Source organism: Mesorhizobium sp. P2_E6, assembly GCF_056403835.1.
Genome location: NZ_JBFUEQ010000003.1, coordinates 178,329 through 198,122, shown reverse-complemented (window position 1 = coordinate 198,122; position 19,794 = coordinate 178,329). Strand labels below are relative to the sequence as shown.

The window sequence follows — 19,794 nt, the reverse complement described above, 5'->3', positions numbered from 1 at the left end:
TTGCGCCATCGCCTTTCGACTGGCCGACGCCCGCGATCGGATCAGTGGAGCGATCGGATGCGACGGCTTGCCCCATGATATGGCCGTCTTTATCAATGACAGGCTTTTTAGATGCCTTTGCCGCTCGTGAGTCGCCAACAAATCATGCTTTTCCGGTTGCTTCGCCTCATTTTGATCCTCGCGCTTGTTGTTTCGGCGCCGCCTTCGTTTGATGCGATGGCGCAAGCGCTCGGTCAGGGCGCTGCCGGATTGATCACCGATCAGCAGAAAGTCATCCAGGGCCTGACGGCCAAGACTGACGACCTCGAGAAGAAAATACAGCAGGACGGTGAGGACGATGCCTCACTCGTCGATATTCGTCTGCAACTGGAGGACGTGTCGCGTGCGGCACTTACCAGTGCGCTGGCGTTTCGTTCGCGCCTCACCGACATCAACAATCGGATCGAGGTGCTGGGCCCGCCACCCGCGGCGGGGCAGCCACAGGAGCCCGACATAGTTACAGGCGAACGCCAGGCGTTGGCGTCGGAAAAGGCCGAGATCAACGCAGTTGTCGCCAGCGCGCAGAACCTGTCGATCCGCATCAGCGGGCTGGTCGACAACATCGGCAACATGCGCAGCGCGCTGTTCCGCAACCTTTTGACCAAGCGCTACGTGCTGTCCGATGCCCTGAGCCCTGAGGTCTTCTCCGACGCCCATGACGAATACGCCAACCTGTACAAGGCGGTGTCGTCCTGGCTGATCTTCGCTTTCAAGTTCAAGTTTAAGGCCATCCTGGCAGCGACCTTCGTGGCGCTCGGACTGGCGCTGGTGCTGCTGGTCGGGGGCAGGCGGCTGTTCGGGCGGGTCTTCGAAGCCGACCCGACGGTCGAGCAACCGTCCTATCTCAGCCGTCTATCGGTGGCGTTCTGGTCGACTTTGCTGCCGTCACTGGCGGTCAGCGTATTCCTGGCCTCCACGGTGTTCTTATTCAACTATTACAATGTGTTGCGTGGCGACATCGGGGTCTTCCTGAACGCGCTGGCGGCTGTCATCGCTGTGGTGTTCGGCGTCAACCGGCTGACCAATGCGGCGCTCGAGCCGCGGCTGCCGAACTGGCGGCTCATTCCCGTCGAAACCGGCCCGGCGCGCTGGTTGGTGCGGCTGACGACCGCCATGGCAGTGGTCATCGGCGTCAACTATTTCCTGTCGATCGTCAACGACAAGATGGGCTCGCCGCTGTCGCTGACCATTGCCCGCAGTTTCGGCGCCACGATCATCTTTGGCGTGATCCTGATCCTGATGGCGATGCTGCGGCCGTTCAGGGCGCGTGACGGAAGCTGGCGGCCGTGGCCGGCATGGCTGCGCTACATGGCGCTCGCACTCGGTTTGTTCACCATCGCTGCGGCCTTGCTCGGCTATATTGGCCTTGCCATCTTTGTCTCGGTGCAAGTGTTGGTCACCGGCACCATCCTCATCACTTCCTATATCGGCTTCCTGTCGGCGCGGGCGATCGGCGAGGAGGGCGCTTTCGCCGACACGTCCGTTGGGCGCTGGCTGTCGGCCAATTCGAGCTACGATGACGCCGCCCTCGATCAACTCGGCCTCGCCGTCAGCGTCGCCATCAACTTGATGATCGTGCTGGTCTTCCTGCCGCTGATCCTGTTGATGTGGGGTTTCCAGCCCGGCGACATCGAGGCCTGGGCCTACAGGCTGGCAACCGGGATCACCGTCGGTTCGGTGACGATTTCGGTCACCGGCATCCTTTCCGGCATCGTCGTCTTCATCATCGGCTATTTCCTGACGCGCTGGTTCCAGGGCTGGCTCGACGGTTCGGTGATGGCGCGCGGCAAGGTCGATACCGGAGTGCGCAACTCGATCCGGCTGGCGGTCGGCTACTCCGGTGTTGCGCTGGCGGCACTGGTCGGCATTTCGGCTGCGGGCATCGACCTGTCCAATCTAGCGCTGGTCGCCGGTGCCCTCTCTCTCGGCATCGGCTTTGGCCTGCAGAATGTGGTGTCCAATTTCGTCTCCGGCCTGATTCTTTTGGCCGAGCGGCCATTCAAGGTCGGCGACTGGATCGTCGCCGGCGATGTCAGCGGCACCGTCAAGAAGATCAGCGTGCGCGCCACCGAAATCGAGACGTTCCAGCGGCAGTCGGTGATCCTGCCCAATTCGAACCTGATCAACAACGCCGTCGGCAACTGGACGCATCGCAACAAGCTTGGCCGGGTCGACATCAAGGTCGGCGTCGCCTATGGCAGCGACGTCAAAAAGGTTCACGCCATCCTGACAGAGATCGCACGCGGCCACCCGATGGTGCTGAAGAATCCGGAACCTTTCGTGCTGTTTTCCAATTTCGGCGCGGCAGCACTGGAATTCGAGATCCGCGTGTTCCTGGCCGATGTGATGAACGGCAATATCGCGCAGAACGACATCCGTTTTGCCGTGCTCGAGAAATTCAGCGGCGAGCATATCGAGATTCCCTCGACGCCACGCGCCGTCGTCGAGGTCCGCAAGCCAGAGGCCTGGCCGACCGACGACGACAAGATCGAGGCCGACTTCGTCGAACAGGAGCAGGCCAAGGTGGAAGCCGCGGCCGAAGCAAAAAAGCTCGCCAAGACGGGACGCAAGGCGCGCAAGCCCGATCCGGACTAGGCGTGTAGTCAGTCAACTGCCCCTTTAACGGGTGCGCTCGCAACCGGGCAAAGCCAATTGCGGCATGAATGCGGCATTCAGTTGCGGTTCAGCTTCCATCTCATATAAGCTCCCATGCAAAGGCGAAAATGCCTTGCGAAATGCAACAGAGGCGGTGGGAACACCGATATTGCAACATGTGGAAGTCTCTCGTCGCTGCCGTCGCTTTGGCCGCCGCCATCGGCTCGACCCATGCCGCCAGCGCGGTCAACAAGGACGCCGAGACCCGCACGCTGATCGTGACGGAGGGCGGCAGCAAATCAGACCTTGCGCTGGCCGCTGGCGAAACCGTTGAATTCTGCCCGAACGGTTGCTTCGTCACCTTGCCCAATGGCGATCTCGAAGCCCTGACCGGCTCGGAAACGGTCGAGATCTCGGGCGGCGTTGCCCGCATCAAGTAATCCCGACGGCATGACAGGAAAGGCCGGGCATTTGCCCGGCCTTTTATTGTTTTCGGTAGCGTTTGCTTAACAATGACGCCGGAAATACCGCCGCGACAACCGCCTGCATCCGGGCGTTTTAACGTTCGCTATGCCGTTCCCGGCTATACCAGCTTCAAGACGCCGAAACGCGGCGCGCAACGAGGCTCCGGCTTTCCGGATCATACGCTGGCAGGGCAGGACGGGTTATGGATGCGAGGTCGGACAGGAACGCAATACCGTTTGCGGTCGATCTCGACGGCACGCTGATTGCTACCGACCTGTTGTGGGAAGGACTGTTCATCCTTCTCAAGAAGAACCCGCTCTATATATTCCTCGTGCCTTTCTGGGCCGCCCGCGGGCCGGCCCGGTTGAAGCAGGCGATTGCCCAGCACATCGACATCGATCCGGCATCGCTGCCTTATCGCGAGGCGTTGCTCTGCCGCCTCCGGACCGAGCACGCGGAAGGCCGCAAGATCGTGCTGGCGACCGGCACGCCGCGCAAATTCGCAGACGCCATCGCTGCCCATCTCGGCATTTTCGACCGGGTGCTGGCTACCGACGGTTTCGACAATCTCACCTCCGGCAAGAAGCGCGCCTCACTGATCGCAGCCTATGGCGACGGTGGCTTCGATTATGCCGGCAACAGCCGCCACGACCTCCAGGTCTTCGACGCCGCGCGCACGGCAATCGTGGTGGCGCCCGACCGTCATGCCGCGCGCTGGCAGGCAGCACATGGCGCCGAGACGATGCCGACGCCCAAGCCGACACTGCGGACCGTCGTCAAGATGTTGCGCGTGCATCAGTGGCTCAAGAACTCGCTGATCGCCGTGCCAATGGTGCTGTCGCATGAATATTTCAACACCTCCATGATCTGGCAATGCCTGCTGGCATTCGTCTCGTTCAGCGCGGTGGCGTCGGCGATCTACATCCTCAACGATTTCTTCGACCTTGCGCTCGACCGCAAGCACGCCACCAAGCGCAACCGGCCGTTCGCCAGCGGCGCGCTGTCGATCCCGTTCGGCCTTGGCGCGATCGCGGTGCTGCTGGCGATCGGCATCGCCACCGGATTGCTGTTGTCGCCCGAATTCCTGGCCGTGCTTGGCGGCTACATGGTGGTCACGACGGCCTATTCGCTGTCGTTCAAGCGCATGCTGCTTGTCGACGTGCTGACGCTTGCAGGCCTCTACACGATCCGCGTCCTGGCGGGTGCGGCCGCGACCGGCGTCGACGTCTCGTTCTGGCTGCTCGCCTTCTCGATCTTCTTCTTCCTGTCGCTGGCACTGGTGAAGCGCTTCGTCGAACTTCGCACCACAGCCATTCCGCCCGGCGAGCGCATTGCCGGCCGTGGCTATCGCACCGAAGACCAGGAGATCGTCGCCCAGGCCGGAATGGCTTCGGCCTTCTCCTCGGCGCTGGTGCTGGCGCTCTACATGGACAGCGTCGCCGTGCGCGAGCTTTATCCGCATCCGTGGCTGATCTGGCCGCTGGCGCCAATCGTGCTTTATCTCACCATGCGCGTCTGGATCCTGGCGCGCCGCGACGAGATGCATGACGACCCGGTCGTCTTCATCATCCGCGACTGGCGCAGCCAGATCGTGGTGCTGATCGGCGCGGTAATGCTGGTCATCGGAGGCTGGTAAAGGATGGCCGACCGCTTCCAGAGCTTTGGCCTTGCCACGCCGCCGGCACCACGCGCGATCGGTGCCGACGATGGCATTGCGCTGCTGAAGGGCGGCCAGGCCAAGCCGGCGTCGCTGCTCGCCTATGGCAACGGCCGTTCCTACGGCGATTCCTGCCAGAACGAGGCCGGCACGGTCGTCGACATGCGGTCTTTGAACAGCATCCGCGCCTTCAATGCCGAGACAGGCCTTCTTGAAGCCGATGCCGGCGTGCTGTTATCCGACATCATCGCACACGCTGCCCCTTACGGCTTCTTCCCGGCGGTTGTTCCAGGCACCCAATTCGTCACGCTCGGCGGCGCCATCGCCAATGATGTGCATGGCAAGAACCATCATCGGCGCGGCACCTTCGGCTGCCATGTCGAGACCTTGACGCTGCTCAGGTCCGACGGAAAGAGCCGTCGCTGTTCGGCGACCGACAATGCGCGGCTGTTTCGGGCGACGATCGGCGGAATGGGGCTGACCGGCCTCATCCTGTCGGCCTCGATCCGGCTGATGCGGGTGCCTTCGCTCGACATCGTCGAGACGGCGACGCCGTTTCGCGATCTAGGCGAATTTTTCGGTTTGGCCGAGGCGGCCGACGAGGCCAATGAGTACGCGGTCGCTTGGATCGACCAACTGGCCGGTGGCCGCAACAGTGGTCGCGGCCTGCTGTTTACCGGCAATCACGCCGAGCACGGCTCGCATGCCGCCGCGCGCGCCGGCGGCACGCTATCGGTGCCGGTCCAGCCGCCTTTCAATGTCCTTAACCGGCCGTTCCTGACCGCCTTCAATGGCGCATACAGGTGGAAGAAGGGCCGGTCCGCGGCGCCGCGCCAGGTCGGATACCAGGGCTTCTTCTTTCCGCTTGATGGCGTGCGCGACTGGAACCGGCTTTACGGACCGAAAGGGCTTTTCCAGCACCAGAGCGTGGTCCCTGAAGAGACGGCGCACGAGGCGGTGCCGGCGCTGCTGGCGGCTGCAAGGCTGGCCGGGCAGGGTTCGTTCCTCACCGTGCTGAAGCGGTTCGGCTCGATCCGCTCGCCAGCGCTGCTGTCGTTCCCGCGTCCCGGCTATACGATGACGCTGGATTTCCCCAACAGAGGGGCGGCAACGCTTGCGCTGCTAAGGCAACTCGACCGCATCACCGTCGAGGCCGGCGGCGCGGTCAACCCCTATAAGGATGCCCGCATGGGCGCCGACATCTTCGCTTCGTCCTTTCCCGAATGGCAGCGGCTGGAGGCGTTGCGCGATCCCGCCTTCATGTCGTCATTCTGGGCTCGGACGGCAAGGAAACTCGATGCGCGACGCGGCACGGTCGAGGCGGCGGAATAGATAAAACTTGAGTAATTCTTGGTTATCGAATCATTAAATTGACGATTCACTCAAAACATTCTCGTGGCTTCACGAAATGTTTGCGGGTTTGTAATAGGAAGCGTGAAGGGGTGGTTGGGAACACATGAAATACATCGTCTTCATTCTCTTTACGGTCATGACCAATGCCGCTGCGCAGCTGATGCTGAAGCAAGGCATGATGTCGCTCGGGCCGATCTCGTTCGAGGGCGTCAATCCCCTGGTCAAGCTGTTGCAGATCGTCTTCAGCCCCTGGGTGTTCCTGGGCCTATGCACCTTCGTCATCTCGATGGCCTCGCACCTCTATGTGCTGTCCAAGGTCGAGCTTTCCTTCGCCTATCCGTTCCTCAGCCTCGCCTATGTCGCCGTCGCCATCTTCGCGTATTTCGTCTTCCGCGAGGATCTCAATGGCTGGCGCATCGCCGGCATCGCCTGCATCTGCGTCGGCACGGTGCTGATCGCGCAAAGCGGGCGCGGGCATGAGGCGCAAACGGCTTCGCTTTCTTCCGACAAGATTCACAGCGAGACTATCCAATGAGACATGTGATTTTCGGTGGCGACGGTTTCGTCGGTCGCCATCTTGCCCCGAAGCTTGTCGCCGATGGTGAAGAGGTTGTCGTCGCCGACATCGTCAGGAGCGACCTGCCGCATTACCGCAATGTCCGCTTTATCAAGTGCGATGTCACCGATCCGGCCTCGGTCGCCGCGGTTGGGCTGAAGGCCGACGACATGGTCTACAATTTCTCGGCCAAGATGCTGTCGCCGATCCAGGTTCGCGCCAAGCGGCATGATTTCTTCTTCCCGGTCAATTTCCATGGCACCGAGCACATCATGCAGGCGATGGACAAGGCCGGCGCAGCCAAGCTCGTCCACTACACGACCGACATGATTTACGGCCACACGGTCACCCAGCCGATGACGGAGGAGCATCCGGTCGCGCCGCTTGGCGAATATGGCTGGTCGAAACAGAAGACCGAGGAACTGGCTGCCGAATGGCGCAAGCGTGGCATGTCGATCTCGCTGTTCCGCCCGCGCCTGATCATCGGCCCCGGCCGGCTCGGCATTCTGGAAAAACTGTTCAAGCTGATCGACTGGAGCTTTCCGGTGCCGATGATCGGTTCGGGCAGAAACCCCTATCAGTTCATCTCGGTCTTCGACTGCGCCGAGGCGGCGCGCGCCGCCTGGAAGGCCGGGGTGCCTGATGAGGCCTATAATCTGGGCTCGCTCAACCCGCCGCCGGTCAAGAAACTGCTCGGCGACCTGATCAGGCATGCGGGTTCTAAATCGATCCTGATCCCGACGCCGGGCTGGGCGGTGAAGCGCACGCTCGACCTGCTCGACCTGATGAACATGCCGATCATGGATCCGGAGCAATATCTGATCGCCGACGAAGAGTGCGTGCTCGATGTCTCCAAGGCAGAACGCCAGCTCGGCTGGGTGCCGCAATATCGCGACGAGGACATGCTGATCGCCGCCTACAGCGAGTACCGCGCCAAGAAGGCCGGTCACGCTGTCGCCACCAAACATGTGCCGGCCGAATAGCGGCTCGCAAAACAGTTTTCGTTGCGCACGATCCCGGTCATGCGCGCAGACAGGAGATTGAAATGACCGTCATGGCCAAGCCCGAACAGACGAGCGCGCGCACCATGGTCAGCGCGCCGGCGCTGTCGCCCGCCACCATCGCCAAGCCCGACCTGATCAGCGTCGAGCAGGCCAAGGCGATGGACGTCGCTGTGATGACTGACCTGTTCAAGGCGCACCTCAATCCCGGCCAGCTGCATTTCATGAAGCTGCTCGGCTTCCACAAGATCAAGATCGAGCGTGCCGAGGGCATGTTCTACATCGACCAGAACGGCCGCAAGATCCTCGATTTCTTCGGCGGCTTCGGTTCGCTGGCCTTCGGCCACAACCATCCGCGCATTCTGGAAGCACGGAAAAAATTCCAGGAGGAGAAGCGCCAGGAGATCGCCATCGCCTTCATGTCGCAATATGCGGCGGCCTTGGCGCACAACATCGCCAAATGCTCACCCGGCGATCTCGACATGGTGTTCCTCGGCTCGTCAGGCTCAGAGGCGATGGAAGCGGCGGTCAAGGTAGCCGAGCGCGCCGCCGGCCCGAAGCGACCGAAAATCGTCTATGCCGAGAATTCCTTCCACGGCAAGACCAAGGGCGTTCTGGGCATCACCGACGGCCAGCTTTATCGCGCCGACTTCAAGATGGCGGAGAATACGGTCCGCATCCCCTTTGCCGACATTGAAGCGGTCGAGCGCCTGTTCCGCTCCGACCCGGAGGTCGGCGTCATCGTGCTCGAAACCATCCAAGGCGGCGGCGGCATCATCCAGGCTCCGGCCGAATACTGGCAGAAGCTGCGCGCGCTCTGCGACCAATATGGCGTTCTGTGGGTCGCCGACGAAGTGCAGTGCGGCTATGGCCGCTCGGGCCGCTTCTACGCCTTCGAGCATTACGGCGTCATTCCTGACGTGACGGCGCTGGCCAAGTCGCTTGGTGCCGGCAAGGCGGCGGTCGGTGCGATGATTGCCCGGCGCGAGGTCTACATGAAGGCCTATGGCACGCCGAAGACGGCGATGATCCATGCGATGGCGACCTTCGGCGGCATGGGCGAGGCCTGCGTCACCTCGATCGAGGGGCTCAACGTGCTCTATGACGAGGGGCTGATCGACAACGCTGCGCTCACCGGCGATTACCTGCTGCAGCGGCTACAGGCGCTCAAGGACAAATATCCCAAGATCATCAAGGACGTGCGCGGCAAGGGCTTCATGGTCGGCCTGGAGTTCCACGACTTCTCGCAGACCTTGCCGATGGTGCTGCGGCCGATCGTCAGCGTGCTCGACGACAAGCTGAAAGGCTCGCTGTCGGGCTTCATCGGCGCGCTCTTGCTGCGTGACTATGACGTGCTTGTCGCCTTCACCGAATACAATCGCAACGTCATCCGGCTCGAACCGCCGCTGATCTGCCAGCCCGAGCATGTCGACCGTTTCGTCGATGCCTTCGACAGCCTGCTGTCGCGCGGCATCGTGTCGATCGTCAAGGATTTCGTCAAAAGCCAAGTCCGTTAAAGCGAAGGTCGCTGAGCAAAATCATGCTGACCAAGTCTCCCGCTGAGAAAAACCCACTCGACAGGCTCACCGAGGCCGGCCTGACGTGGGGCGAGGGGACCTATGCGCGTTTGGCGGCACCTATCGGCGCGGCGGCTTTCGCGCTCTACATCCTGCTGACGGCGTTCACGGCATGGGTGATGCCGGACGCCAACTGGGACATGCTGCCCTATCTCGCTATCGCCGAGGAAGGCACCTATCCCGATGCGCAGGCGCTGCACGACTATGCCTACAGCACCGTCAAGGCCGGCGTGTCGGCGGGCGACTACAAGACGCTGACCGACGATGGCGGCCGCTTCCGCAGCCATATGGCGGAGAATGCCGCCGACTTCCATTCGCTGCTCGGCATGTATCGGATCAAGTTCCTCTATGCCGAGATCCTGCCGACGATGAGTTCGGCGATGTCGCCGGTGGAGGCTATGCGGCTGGTCTCGGTGTTGTCCGTGCTGTTGTTCGGCGCGATCGCGCTGCTCTGGCTGCGCTCGGAGCATGCACTGGCGCTGGCGCCTGTGGTCGGCGCGGTGCTGATCATGGCCGACTTCGGCGGCGCGGCGCGTGCCTCGACGCCTGACCTGTTGTGCTCGGCGCTGTTCCTCGGCGGGCTTTACGCCTATGTCCGCGGCCGCGAGGCGGCAACGGCGATCCTGCTCTTCCTTGCCTTCATGGCGCGGCCGGACAATATTGTTTTCCTTGCCATTTTCGCTGTGTTGCTGGTCGTTTTCCGGCAGAAGGCATGGGGCGCGCTAGCCGGCTTCGCGGTGTCCTTCGTCGCCTATTTCGCCATTTCGCACTGGGCCCATCACCCCGGCTGGTGGCCACATCTGTGGTTCTCCAGCATCGAGCAGCACTACAATATGGACGGGTTCGAGCCGCCGTTCTCGATCGCGGCTTATCTGCGGGCGTTCGCCACGTCGCTGCTGCGCGCCGTCAGCCTGAACAGCTGGGTCGGCGTGTCGGTGCTGGCTTTGGCCGGCTGGTATGCGGCAAGCCGCGCCGGCTTTCGCCTCGAGCGTCGCGCCGGCATCCTGTTTGCGGCGCTGGTGCTCGGCGTGCTGGCGAAATTTGCCGTGTTCCCGATCCACGACACTCGCATCTATTTCCCCAATCTGATCCCGCCGTTCCTGCTGCTGGCGACGCCGCTGATGGCGCTGTGGGCAACAGCGGCCCGTGGCCAGCATCGCGCGGCCCTGCACGTCCTTCCCGGAGACAAGTCATGAGTTCAGTATCCAACCTGGCGCGTGTTGCCCTGTCGCTTGGTCTTCCCGGTGGACTTCTCGATCGCGGGCCGTCGCTACGCGGCACGAAATTCCTGGCCAAGGCGGCGCTGAAAGCGCGCTTCGGCGGATCAGGGCGCCCGTTCCAGATGGTCAATGTCGGCGCCTGCGACGGCGCGTTGTTCGATGACGTCACGCCGTGGCTGCACCGCATAGCTGGTGCCCGCGCCATGCTGGTCGAGCCGATCCCGTACAATCAGAAGCGGCTGCGCGCCAACTATCCCGACACGAGCCGGTTCATCATCGAGCCGGTGGCTGTTACCAAGACGAAGGGCACGATCACCGTCCACACCTTCGATGCCGCCGCACTCGAGGCCGGCACGTTGCCGATCGAGTTCATCGGCTGCTCGTCGGTGACCGACACCAATCTGATGTCGGGCAAGAATGCCTGGGGCGAAGCCGACGCAAATTTCAACAAGTTCGCGCCGCATCTGAGAGATATCGAGGTGCCGTCGGAAACGCTGCAGACCCTGCTCGACCGCAACGGTATCAGCCATATCGATGCATTCCTCGTCGATTGCGAGGGCGCCGACTGGGTCGTCTTCGAACAACTCGACCTCAAGCGCTATCGCCCAGGCATGATCAAGGTCGAGGTCGGCGCGCTGCCGGCGGCCGAGATCGGCCAGGTCGTGGTCAAGCTGAAGACGTCAGGCTACCAGGTGGGCTTCCAGGCCGAGGACGTGTGGGCCTTCGCCTGAGCTGGCCTCTTTGCGGCCGAAAAGGAACCGGCCGATGCGTCCCACGTGGACCATTCGGTCGTCTGGTCGCTCGGCTTTTTGCCAATGTCGCAAACAGGCTTCATCAGCGCCACCGCTCCGCCCTATAGTCCGCCCGCTTTATCACTTTGGAGTCGCGGGCAATGGCAGAGTTTCCGAAAAAGGCGAAGGTCGTCATCGTTGGCCTGGGCGGCATTGTCGGTGCATCGATCGCCCATCACCTGATCGAACGCGGCTGGGACGATATTGTCGGCATCGACAAGTCCGGCATCCCGACCGACATCGGCTCGACCGCGCATGCCTCCGACTTCTGCTACACCACCAGCCATGATTTCCTGTCGTGCTGGACGACGCTGTACTCCATCGATTTCTACGAGAAGATGGGCCACTACGCGCGCATCGGCGGCCTCGAAGTGGCTCGCGTTGGCGACGACAGCCGCATGGACGAGATCAAGCGCAAGATCGCCTCGGCCAAGGCCTTTGGCACGCGCGCGCGCCTGATCGAACCGGCCGAGATCAAGGAAAAATTTCCGCTGATCGAAGAAGGCATGGTGCAGGGCGGCCTGTGGGATCCCGATGCCGGTCTTGTCATCCCGCGTTCGCAGACCGTCGCCGGCAAGCTGGTCGACCAGGCGGAAGCCTCCGGCAAGCTCAAATCCTTCGCCAACACTCCGGCAAAGTCGTTCATCGTCAAAGACGGCCGCATCACCGGCGTGGTGACCGATCGCGGCACCATTGAGGCCGATTATGTCGTGGTCTGCGCCGGCATCTGGGGCCGGCTGATCGCGGAGATGGTCGGCGAGGATCTGCCGGTCATGCCGATCGACCATCCGCTCACCTTCTTCGGCCCGTACAACGAGTTCGCCGGCACCGGCAAGGAGATCGGCTGGCCGCTGCTGCGTGACCAGGGCAACTCGGCCTATATGCGTGACACCGGCGATCCCAAGACCGCCGAAGGCGGGCAGATCGAATGGGGCTATTACGAAGAGACCAATCCGCGCCTTTGCCATCCGCGCGACCTCTTGGAGAAGGACCAGGCCCGGCTTTCGCCTTCGCAGCGCGATCTCGACATGGAGCAGATCCTGGGACCGCTCGAACGCGCCATGGAGTTGACGCCGATCCTGGGCGAACTCGGCTACAACGAGAGCCATTCCTTCAACGGTCTCTTGCAGGTGACGGCGGATGGCGGCCCGTCGATGGGCGAAAGCCAGAAGGTGAGGGGCCTGTGGTATGCCGTCGCCATCTGGGTCAAGGACGGGCCTGGCATGGGCAAGCTGATCGCCGACTGGATGACAGACGGCCGCACGGCGATCGACCATCACGCCATCGACTATGCGCGTTTCTATCCGCACCAGACGAAGGAGCAGTTCATCTGGGACCGCTGTACCGAGACGGCGATGAAGGTCTACAATCCGGCGGTGCATCCGCGCGAACCCTTCTCCAAGGCTCGCAACATCAGGCGCTCGCCGTTCTGGGAGCGCGAAAAGGAACTCGGCGGCTATTTCATGGAGCTCGGCGGCTGGGAGCGTGCCCATGGCTATGCCGCCAACGAGCATCTTCTGGAAAAATACGGCAACCGCGTGCCGGTGCGCGAGAACGAGTGGGACAACCGCCATTTCTGGCGCGTTTCCAACGCCGAACATCTCGCCATGAGCGAGGATTGCGGCATCGTCAACCTGTCGCACTTCTCGATGTATGACATCGAAGGGCCCGACCATGTAGCGTTGCTGGAATGGTTGTGCGCGGCCAAGATCGGCGGCGACAACAACATCGGCAAGGGCATCTACACCCACTTCCTCGACGAGGAAGGCATGGTGCGCGCCGACTTCACCGTCGTCCGCATGGCTGACCGCTGTCGTTTGATCGACGGGGCGGACGCCGGCCCGCGCGACTTCCAGTACATGCGCCGCACCGCGCAGGACAAAGGTTTCGACGTCACCATCACCGACGTGACCGAGAAATACGTCACCATCGGCATCTGGGGTCCGAATGCCCGGGCGACCTTGCAGAAGGTGGTTGAGAATCCGGACGGGCTCTCGCTTGAAAACTTCCCGTTCGCGGCGATCAAGCCGGTCCGGATCGGCGGCAAGGACGTCACCGCCTTCCGCATCTCCTATGTCGGCGAGCAGGGCTGGGAACTGCATATGCGCTACGAGGATGGTCTCGCCGTCTGGGACGCGCTGCGCTCGACCGGCGTGATGCCCTTTGGCGTCGAAACCTATGCCAACACGCGCCGCATGGAAAAGAGCCTGCGCCTGCAGAATGCCGACCTGCTGACCGAGTACAATCTGCTCGAAGCAGATCTAGCCCGTCCGAAGGTCAAGGAGAACGATTTCTGCGGCAAGGCCAGGCATGTCGAGTACCGCGCGCGCGAGCACCAGCCGGCCACGCTGTGCACGCTGGTGATGACCGAGAATGTCGATTCGAAAGGCGTTGCCCGCTATCCCGTCGGCACGATGCCGGTGATGGATCCGAAGACGGGCGAAACGCTGGTCGACGAACTCGGGCGCCGGTCGTTCACGACGTCGATGGCCTATGGTCCGACCATCGGCAAGAACATCGGCCTCGCCTATCTGCCGTGGGCGTTTGCCCAGGAAGGCCGCAAGCTCGCCATCGAGTATTTCGGTGAGACCTATCCGGTCGAAGTCGCGGCGGTCGGCTACAAGCCGCTCTATGACCCGGAAAACCTCAAGCCGCGCAGCTGAGCGCCGGCAAGCGCGAAACAGCGTGAACGCGAAGCCCGGCTCTTGGCCGGGCTTTTCACTTTTTAATCGGACGATTCTCGCTTACCCTTGCGGCATGTCTGCTTTTTCATGCGCGAGACATGTCTTGTCGGGCGGCGCCGCGATCGCAATGATGCTCTGGCTGACGCCGGTGTCCCTCGCGGATGAGCCGGTCGATGTCGAGCTGGTGCTGGCCGTCGATGTTTCCCTGTCGATGTCGCCCGATGAACTCGAGATCCAGCGGCACGGCTACGCAGCGGCGCTGACCCACGACAACGTGCTGCAGGCGATTGCCGACGGCGCTCATGGCAAGATCGCCGTCACCTATGTCGAGTGGGCCGGCACCACCTGGCAGCGCGTCATCGTGCCTTGGACGGTGATCGCCAATCGCGCCGATGCGGAGCGTGTGGTTGCGCAATTGTCGGCCCAGCCGCCCGGCAGCGCGCGGCGCACCTCGATCTCCGGCGCGCTTGAGTTCGGCAGCGATCTTTTTGCTGAAAGCGGCTACCAGGGAGACAAGCGGGTCATCGACATTTCGGGTGACGGCCCCAACAACCAGGGCGCGCCGGTCAACCTCACCCGCGACGGGCTGGTCAAGCAAGGCATCGTCATCAACGGACTGCCGCTGATGACCCGAGGCGGCTTTTCCGGCGCCTACGACGTCAACAATCTCGATCGCTACTACAGCGACTGTGTCATCGGCGGTCCTGGGGCCTTCATGATCCCGGTCAACGACTGGACGCAATTTCCCGAAGCCATACGCCGCAAGCTGGTGCTTGAGCTTGCCGGCCCGGCCTCACAGCAATGGGCGGCGGAAGAAGCCGCGCATCCGCCTGTCGTATTGGCGCAGGACGCGCCCGTCAGCGATTGCCTGGTCGGCGAGAAAATGTGGCGCAACCGCAGCTGGATGTTCGACAGCCGCTAGGCTTGCCTCTCCAACGGGAGCAATGGCAAACTGGCGAAGCCGCGCGATCGGGCGGCGGGGGCCGCGGTCAGAACCGAGGAAAACACCAGATGAAACGTCTTGCCATCCTGACTGCTGTCGCATCCGTGCTGTTTGCTGACGGCGCCAGCGCCCAATACAATGATGAGCCCGCCTGCATCATGTTCGAGCACGCAAATTTTCGCGGGCGGTCTATCGGCATGGGGTCCGACGATTCCGTGAATTTTCGCGGCGGTCAGTTCTGGAACGACCGCGTGTCGTCGGTGATCGTCCGCCGTGGTTGCACGCTCGTTGCCTATGAGGACTCGCGGATGGGCGGCCGTTCGATCGAGATCAGGCGCAGGGTCCGTAATTTCGGCGGCAGCGAATGGAACGACCGCATCTCGTCGGCGGAGTGTTATTGTAACGACTACTGAAGGCATGCCGGATTTCTGGCGGCTGATGCCGTTTTGGCGGCGGGCGGGCGATCCAGTGGGGCTATCGGCGCCGGCCCGCGTTGCACCTCACCATCCTGTTCATTGACAAGCCGATTGGCCTCTGTGACACAATTTCCGCAGAAAAAACAAAAGGGGAACCGACATGACCAGGATCGCCGTTCTTGCCGCAACATTGACACTTGCCGCCGGCTTGTCCGCACCGGCGATGGCTGCCACATCTGTCACCATCGGCATCAGCGGCTGGACCGGCTTCGCGCCGCTGACGCTTGCCAAGCAGGCAGGCCTGTTCGAGAAGCACGGCCTAAACGTGACCTTGAAGAAGGTGCCGCAAGCGAGCCGGCCGCTCGCCATCGCCAGCGGCGACCTGCAATGCGCCGCCACCACGGTCGAGACCTGGCTGGTCTGGAATGCCAGCGGCGTCACCACCAAGCAGATCTTCCAGCTCGACAAGTCCTATGGCGCCGACGGCATCGTCGTCCGTAACGACATCAAGACCGTCGCCGATCTCAAGGGCAAGAATGTCGCGTCCTCGGCACCCGGCACGTCGCCCTATTTCATGCTCGCCTGGGTGCTGAACAAGAACGGCATGTCGACCAAGGATGTGACCGTCGTCAATCTGGAGCCGGACGCGGCGGCGCAGGCCTTCCTCGCCGGCCAGAACGACGCCGCGGTCACCTATGAGCCGTTCATCTCGGCGGTGCGCGGCAAATCCGACCAGGGCCATATCCTGGCGACGACACTCGACTACCCGATGGTGCTCGACACGGTCGGCTGCACGCCCGAATTCCTCAAGGCCAATCCGGATGCCGCCAAGGCACTTGCCGACAGCTATTTCGAAGCGCTCGACCTGATCAATAGCGATCCGCAGAAATCCTACGAGATCATGGGCGCCGACGTGAAGCAGTCGGCCAAGGAGTTCGAGGATTCGGCGAAGTACCTGAAATGGGCCGACAAGGCCGAGAACAAGCAGTTCTTCACCAAGGAATTCCAGGACTTTTCCAAGACCGCCGGCGACCTTCTGCTGCAGATGGGGCTGATCAAGGAAGCGCCCGACGTCACCACGCTGGCCGACACCGGCGCGGTGTCGAACTGACAGTCCGGCCTTCGGCCATCTCGCGGCGGCGCTCAGCGCCGCCGTTTTCTCCTGGACAAGTGACGATTTGAAGATGGGGACGATTTGAAGATGCGCCCCTTGCATCCAATCTCGCCGGGCATCCGAACCGTGCTCGGCATTTCCTTCTTCGTGCTGTTCGTCGCCTTCTGGGCTTGGATCACGCTTGGCGGCCACGTCAATCGCATCTTCCTCGCCGATCCGCTGTCGATGCTGCGGGACGGCTGGCGGCTGCTGGTCGAGGATCGTTTCTGGCTCGACATATTGATCACCATCTGGCGCGTCTTCGGCGGTTTCCTGCTGGCCTCGGTCGTCGCGGTGCCGCTCGGTATTGCCATGGGCGCCTGGAAGCCGGTGGAGGCGTTCCTGGAGCCTTTCGTCTCCTTTGCCCGTTACCTGCCGGCCTCGGCTTTCATTCCGCTGCTCATCCTGTGGGCCGGCATTGGCGAACTGGAAAAACTGCTCGTCATCTTCGTCGGCTCGGTGTTCCAGATCATCCTGATCATCGCGGTCAAGGTCGGCAGCACGCGGCGCGACCTGGTCGAGGCTGCCTATACGCTGGGCTCCACCAACAACGGCATCGTCAGCCGTGTGATCATGCCGGCCAATGCGCCGGAGATCGCCGAGACGTTGCGGCTGGTGCTTGGCTGGGCTTGGACCTATGTCATCGTCGCCGAGCTGATCGGCTCGTCCTCCGGCATCGGCTACATGATCATCAACAGCCAGTCGCGGCTGGCGACGGGGCAGATCATCTTCGGCATCATCGTCATCGGGCTGATCGGACTGTTGTCCGATTTCGCTTTCAAGGCCTTCAACCGCTGGCTCTTTCCGTGGAGCCTGGCGTGAGCAAGCTTCTCATCGAGGGCGTTTCGCGAACGTTCGCCGGCGTGCGCGGCGGGGAGCCGGTCAAGGCGCTGATGCCGGTCGACCTTGCGGTCGCGGCCAACGACTTCATCACCATCCTCGGTCCATCGGGCTGCGGAAAGTCGACGCTGCTCAGAATTGTCGCCGGCCTGGAAGCACCAAGCCAAGGCCGCGTGCTGCTCGACGGCAAGGCGGTGACCCGTCCGGGGCCGGATCGCGGCATGGTCTTCCAGTCCTACACGCTGTTTCCCTGGCTGACGGTGGCCGAGAACATCGCCTTCGGCCTGCGCGAACGCGGCATGCCCGAAACGGAGCGTGACGGGCTCGTTGCTTCCTATGTCGATCTCGTCGGCCTGAAAGGGTTTGAGAACCACTGGCCGAAGCAGCTTTCCGGCGGTATGCAGCAGCGCACGGCGATCGCCCGCGCTTTGGCCAACGATCCCGAGATCCTGTTGCTCGACGAGCCGTTCGGCGCGCTCGACAATCAGACGCGCGGGTTGATGCAGGAGCTGCTGCTCGGCATCTGGGAGCGTCGCAAGAAAACGGTGCTGTTCGTCACCCACGACATCGAGGAGGCGATCTTCATGGCGTCACGCGTGATCGTGATGACGGCGCGGCCCGGCCGCATCAAGTCGGATGTCGCCATCGACCTGCCGCATCCGCGCCACTACACGCTGAAGACCAGCCCGGAATTCTCGGCGCTGAAGGCACGGCTGACCGAGGATATCCGCGTCGAGGCGATGCGCACGGCGCAGGCGCAGAGCGCCTAGGCAAACTTGATGTGCCGGCTCAGGCCGCCAGCAACTGCTTGCGGTCGACGCGCTCCTGCTGCGGCGAGCGGGCATAGAGCTCGCGATAGCATTTGGAGAAATGCGAGGCCGAGACGAAGCCGCAGGCGACCGCCACCTCGACCACGGGCATCGACGACTGGATCAGCAGATGCCTGGCGCGGTCGAGCCGGATTTCCAGATAGTAGCGGGCAGGGGAGCGTCCCATCTCGGTGCGGAACAGCCGCTCGATCTGGCGGCGCGACAGGTCGACATGGTCGGCGATCTCGATCAGCGACAGCGGCTCGGACAGGTTCGCCTCCATCAGTTCGATGATGGTCAGTACCTTCGAGTTCTGCACGCCGAGGCGGGCACGCAGCGGCAGGCGCTGGCGGTCGGTCGGGCTGCGCACGCGGTCGGTCAGCACCTGCTCGCAGACGCGGTTGACGAGGTTCTCGTCAAAATCGTCGCCGATCAGCTTCAGCATCATGTCGAGTGCCGCGGTGCCGCCGGCGCAGGTGTAGATGTTCTGGTCGATCTCGAAAAGGTCGGCAAAGACATTGGCCTTCGGAAAAGCCTCGGAAAAGCCCGGCAGGTTCTCCCAGTGGATGGCGCAGCGCTTGTTGGACAGCAGTCCTGCAGCGGCAAGGATATGCGCGCCCGTGCACAGGCCGCCGACGGCGACGCCGCGATTGTACTCCTCGCGCAGCCAAGCGAAGGCCGACTTGTTCTGATAGCGCTCGACATTGACGCCGCTGCAGACGATGGCCATGTTCGGCCGGTCAGGGCCCGCCATCTTCTTGCGCTCTTCCTCCAGCGACGTGTTGACCGCGCATTCGACCCCGTTCGAGGCGCGCACCGGCTTGCCGTCGATGCTGGCGAGGCGCCAGCGATAGGCCTCATAGCCAAGCATGCGGTTAGCCGAGCGCAACGGGTCGAGCGCGGTCGCAAACGCGATCATGGTGAAATCGGGAATAAGAAAGAATACAAACGATCGCTTGATCGGATGCTTTACGGCGTTCAAGGGAACCTCACGCAGCCATGACGCGAACAGGATGTCGCGATTAGCATAGCGACATCAGGAAAAACCATGTCTGTCAATCGGCTACGCGGCCAGGACACGATTAAATTTGCGACATGGGTCGCAAATGGGCAATCGGGTGTTCAGCGAGGCCTGCACGCGACGCCCAACTGTTCAGGAACAGGCAGATCACGCCTTGCGGCGAAAACAAAAACGCCGCCTTGGGAGGAACCAGGCGGCGTTGCAGTTTTAAAGCAGCGGCAGGGAAACGCTGCCTGCAAGAAAAGTTCAGGCGACGAAGCCGAGGCGCGCCGCAGCCATCGCGCCGGTCTGGCCGGGCATGGTGTTGGCAAGGCGCTGACGCTCGAGAGCGGTGGTCAGGTTCATTTCGCGGCGGGCGAAGAGGCGGGCAAAAAGCTTCATGATGATCTCCATTCGGTTGCTCAGACGGGTCGCCTTCGCTTGATGGAGTGGGGCAGCTCGTTTGCTGACGCTGACATAGGCTTGTGCTGCGTAAAACTAAATCGCAAAAGCGAAGCGCTTGTTATGAAATGCGACACCGATTGCGACAATTTTGGGCAGCATGCTCGAAATTTACGATTGTTTACAAGGGACTAATTGGGTAACCGGGTCGCTATGCGGCTTGCTCATATGCGTCATGCGCTGGCGACATGGCTCCAAAACTCATTTGAATACAAATAAAACAAAGAAGGCCT

General features: G+C 62.3%; 17 protein-coding genes. 15 read left to right on the top strand and 2 right to left on the bottom strand.

Features of this window, described 5'->3' with window-relative positions; all coding sequences use genetic code 11:
• Positions 1-144 precede the first annotated feature (144 nt).
• The 15 genes from AC1D08_RS08875 to AC1D08_RS08805 all read left to right on the top strand — a co-directional run bounded on the left by AC1D08_RS08875 (position 145) and on the right by AC1D08_RS08805 (position 18,060).
• The gene (locus AC1D08_RS08875; protein WP_457150420.1) at positions 145-2,634 is read left to right on the top strand and encodes a mechanosensitive ion channel family protein; all 2,490 of its coding nucleotides are present in this window, start codon (positions 145-147) and stop codon (positions 2,632-2,634) included.
• Positions 2,635-2,810: 176 nt separating this feature from the next.
• Positions 2,811-3,074, top strand: a complete 264-nt coding sequence (locus tag AC1D08_RS08870) for a hypothetical protein (protein ID WP_167392187.1) — start codon at positions 2,811-2,813, stop codon at positions 3,072-3,074.
• Between the two features lie 227 nt (positions 3,075-3,301).
• Positions 3,302-4,735 carry a UbiA family prenyltransferase gene (locus tag AC1D08_RS08865; protein WP_457150419.1) on the top strand — a complete coding sequence of 478 codons (1,434 nt, stop codon included), beginning with the start codon at positions 3,302-3,304 and terminating at the stop codon, positions 4,733-4,735.
• A gap of 3 nt (positions 4,736-4,738) precedes the next feature.
• Complete coding sequence (locus AC1D08_RS08860; protein WP_457150418.1) at positions 4,739-6,088, top strand: FAD-binding oxidoreductase; 1,350 nt, start codon at positions 4,739-4,741, stop codon at positions 6,086-6,088.
• 124 nt (positions 6,089-6,212) lie between these two features.
• Positions 6,213-6,644, top strand: coding sequence for an EamA family transporter (locus AC1D08_RS08855; protein ID WP_095087322.1), 432 nt, complete (start codon positions 6,213-6,215; stop codon positions 6,642-6,644).
• On the top strand, positions 6,641-7,648 hold the full coding sequence (locus AC1D08_RS08850; protein ID WP_457150416.1) for an NAD-dependent epimerase/dehydratase family protein: 1,008 nt from the start codon (positions 6,641-6,643) through the stop codon (positions 7,646-7,648). The genes AC1D08_RS08855 and AC1D08_RS08850 overlap by 4 nt, the downstream gene beginning before the upstream one ends.
• 104 nt (positions 7,649-7,752) lie before the next feature.
• Positions 7,753-9,183, top strand: a complete 1,431-nt coding sequence (locus tag AC1D08_RS08845; RefSeq protein WP_457150428.1) for an aspartate aminotransferase family protein — start codon at positions 7,753-7,755, stop codon at positions 9,181-9,183.
• 23 nt (positions 9,184-9,206) lie between these two features.
• Complete coding sequence (locus AC1D08_RS08840) at positions 9,207-10,439, top strand: hypothetical protein (protein WP_457150415.1); 1,233 nt, start codon at positions 9,207-9,209, stop codon at positions 10,437-10,439.
• Positions 10,436-11,194: an FkbM family methyltransferase gene (locus tag AC1D08_RS08835; protein ID WP_457150414.1), complete on the top strand. Its 759-nt coding sequence runs from the start codon at positions 10,436-10,438 to the stop codon at positions 11,192-11,194. The genes AC1D08_RS08840 and AC1D08_RS08835 overlap by 4 nt, the downstream gene beginning before the upstream one ends.
• Positions 11,195-11,355: 161 nt before the next feature.
• Positions 11,356-13,917 carry a GcvT family protein gene (locus AC1D08_RS08830; protein WP_477228719.1) on the top strand — a complete coding sequence of 854 codons (2,562 nt, stop codon included), beginning with the start codon at positions 11,356-11,358 and terminating at the stop codon, positions 13,915-13,917.
• A gap of 94 nt (positions 13,918-14,011) precedes the next feature.
• Positions 14,012-14,860, top strand: coding sequence for a DUF1194 domain-containing protein (locus AC1D08_RS08825; protein ID WP_457150412.1), 849 nt, complete (start codon positions 14,012-14,014; stop codon positions 14,858-14,860).
• Positions 14,861-14,949: 89 nt separating this feature from the next.
• Positions 14,950-15,294, top strand: a complete 345-nt coding sequence (locus AC1D08_RS08820) for a peptidase inhibitor family I36 protein (protein WP_095087330.1) — start codon at positions 14,950-14,952, stop codon at positions 15,292-15,294.
• 163 nt (positions 15,295-15,457) lie between these two features.
• Positions 15,458-16,408, top strand: coding sequence for an ABC transporter substrate-binding protein (locus AC1D08_RS08815; protein ID WP_457150411.1), 951 nt, complete (start codon positions 15,458-15,460; stop codon positions 16,406-16,408).
• 90 nt (positions 16,409-16,498) lie between these two features.
• A complete protein-coding gene (locus AC1D08_RS08810) occupies positions 16,499-17,272 on the top strand; it encodes an ABC transporter permease (protein WP_457150410.1) in 774 nt (257 codons plus the stop codon).
• On the top strand, positions 17,269-18,060 hold the full coding sequence (locus AC1D08_RS08805; RefSeq protein ID WP_457150409.1) for an ABC transporter ATP-binding protein: 792 nt from the start codon (positions 17,269-17,271) through the stop codon (positions 18,058-18,060). The genes AC1D08_RS08810 and AC1D08_RS08805 overlap by 4 nt, the downstream gene beginning before the upstream one ends.
• Positions 18,061-18,079: 19 nt before the next feature.
• On the opposite strand, the gene AC1D08_RS08800 is transcribed toward AC1D08_RS08805, so the two are convergent.
• A complete protein-coding gene (locus tag AC1D08_RS08800; protein ID WP_425352300.1) occupies positions 18,080-19,018 on the bottom strand; it encodes a GlxA family transcriptional regulator in 939 nt (312 codons plus the stop codon).
• 348 nt (positions 19,019-19,366) lie between these two features.
• The gene (locus tag AC1D08_RS08795; RefSeq protein WP_013894968.1) at positions 19,367-19,501 is read right to left on the bottom strand and encodes a hypothetical protein; all 135 of its coding nucleotides are present in this window, start codon (positions 19,499-19,501) and stop codon (positions 19,367-19,369) included.
• Between the last annotated feature and the right edge of the window lie 293 nt (positions 19,502-19,794).

What these genes read in the sequence shown, in the direction of transcription:
- AC1D08_RS08875 (WP_457150420.1), top strand. Translation starts at nt 145, where the DNA reads ATGCTTTTCCGGTTGCTTCGCCTCATTTTGATCCTCGCGCTTGTTGTT.
- AC1D08_RS08870 (WP_167392187.1), top strand. Translation starts at nt 2,811, where the DNA reads ATGTGGAAGTCTCTCGTCGCTGCCGTCGCTTTGGCCGCCGCCATCGGC.
- AC1D08_RS08865 (WP_457150419.1), top strand. Translation starts at nt 3,302, where the DNA reads ATGGATGCGAGGTCGGACAGGAACGCAATACCGTTTGCGGTCGATCTC.
- AC1D08_RS08860 (WP_457150418.1), top strand. Translation starts at nt 4,739, where the DNA reads ATGGCCGACCGCTTCCAGAGCTTTGGCCTTGCCACGCCGCCGGCACCA.
- AC1D08_RS08855 (WP_095087322.1), top strand. Translation starts at nt 6,213, where the DNA reads ATGAAATACATCGTCTTCATTCTCTTTACGGTCATGACCAATGCCGCT.
- AC1D08_RS08850 (WP_457150416.1), top strand. Translation starts at nt 6,641, where the DNA reads ATGAGACATGTGATTTTCGGTGGCGACGGTTTCGTCGGTCGCCATCTT.
- AC1D08_RS08845 (WP_457150428.1), top strand. Translation starts at nt 7,753, where the DNA reads ATGGTCAGCGCGCCGGCGCTGTCGCCCGCCACCATCGCCAAGCCCGAC.
- AC1D08_RS08840 (WP_457150415.1), top strand. Translation starts at nt 9,207, where the DNA reads ATGCTGACCAAGTCTCCCGCTGAGAAAAACCCACTCGACAGGCTCACC.
- AC1D08_RS08835 (WP_457150414.1), top strand. Translation starts at nt 10,436, where the DNA reads ATGAGTTCAGTATCCAACCTGGCGCGTGTTGCCCTGTCGCTTGGTCTT.
- AC1D08_RS08830 (WP_477228719.1), top strand. Translation starts at nt 11,356, where the DNA reads ATGGCAGAGTTTCCGAAAAAGGCGAAGGTCGTCATCGTTGGCCTGGGC.
- AC1D08_RS08825 (WP_457150412.1), top strand. Translation starts at nt 14,012, where the DNA reads ATGTCTGCTTTTTCATGCGCGAGACATGTCTTGTCGGGCGGCGCCGCG.
- AC1D08_RS08820 (WP_095087330.1), top strand. Translation starts at nt 14,950, where the DNA reads ATGAAACGTCTTGCCATCCTGACTGCTGTCGCATCCGTGCTGTTTGCT.
- AC1D08_RS08815 (WP_457150411.1), top strand. Translation starts at nt 15,458, where the DNA reads ATGACCAGGATCGCCGTTCTTGCCGCAACATTGACACTTGCCGCCGGC.
- AC1D08_RS08810 (WP_457150410.1), top strand. Translation starts at nt 16,499, where the DNA reads ATGCGCCCCTTGCATCCAATCTCGCCGGGCATCCGAACCGTGCTCGGC.
- AC1D08_RS08800 (WP_425352300.1), bottom strand. Translation starts at nt 19,018, where the DNA reads ATGATCGCGTTTGCGACCGCGCTCGACCCGTTGCGCTCGGCTAACCGC.
- AC1D08_RS08795 (WP_013894968.1), bottom strand. Translation starts at nt 19,501, where the DNA reads ATGAAGCTTTTTGCCCGCCTCTTCGCCCGCCGCGAAATGAACCTGACC.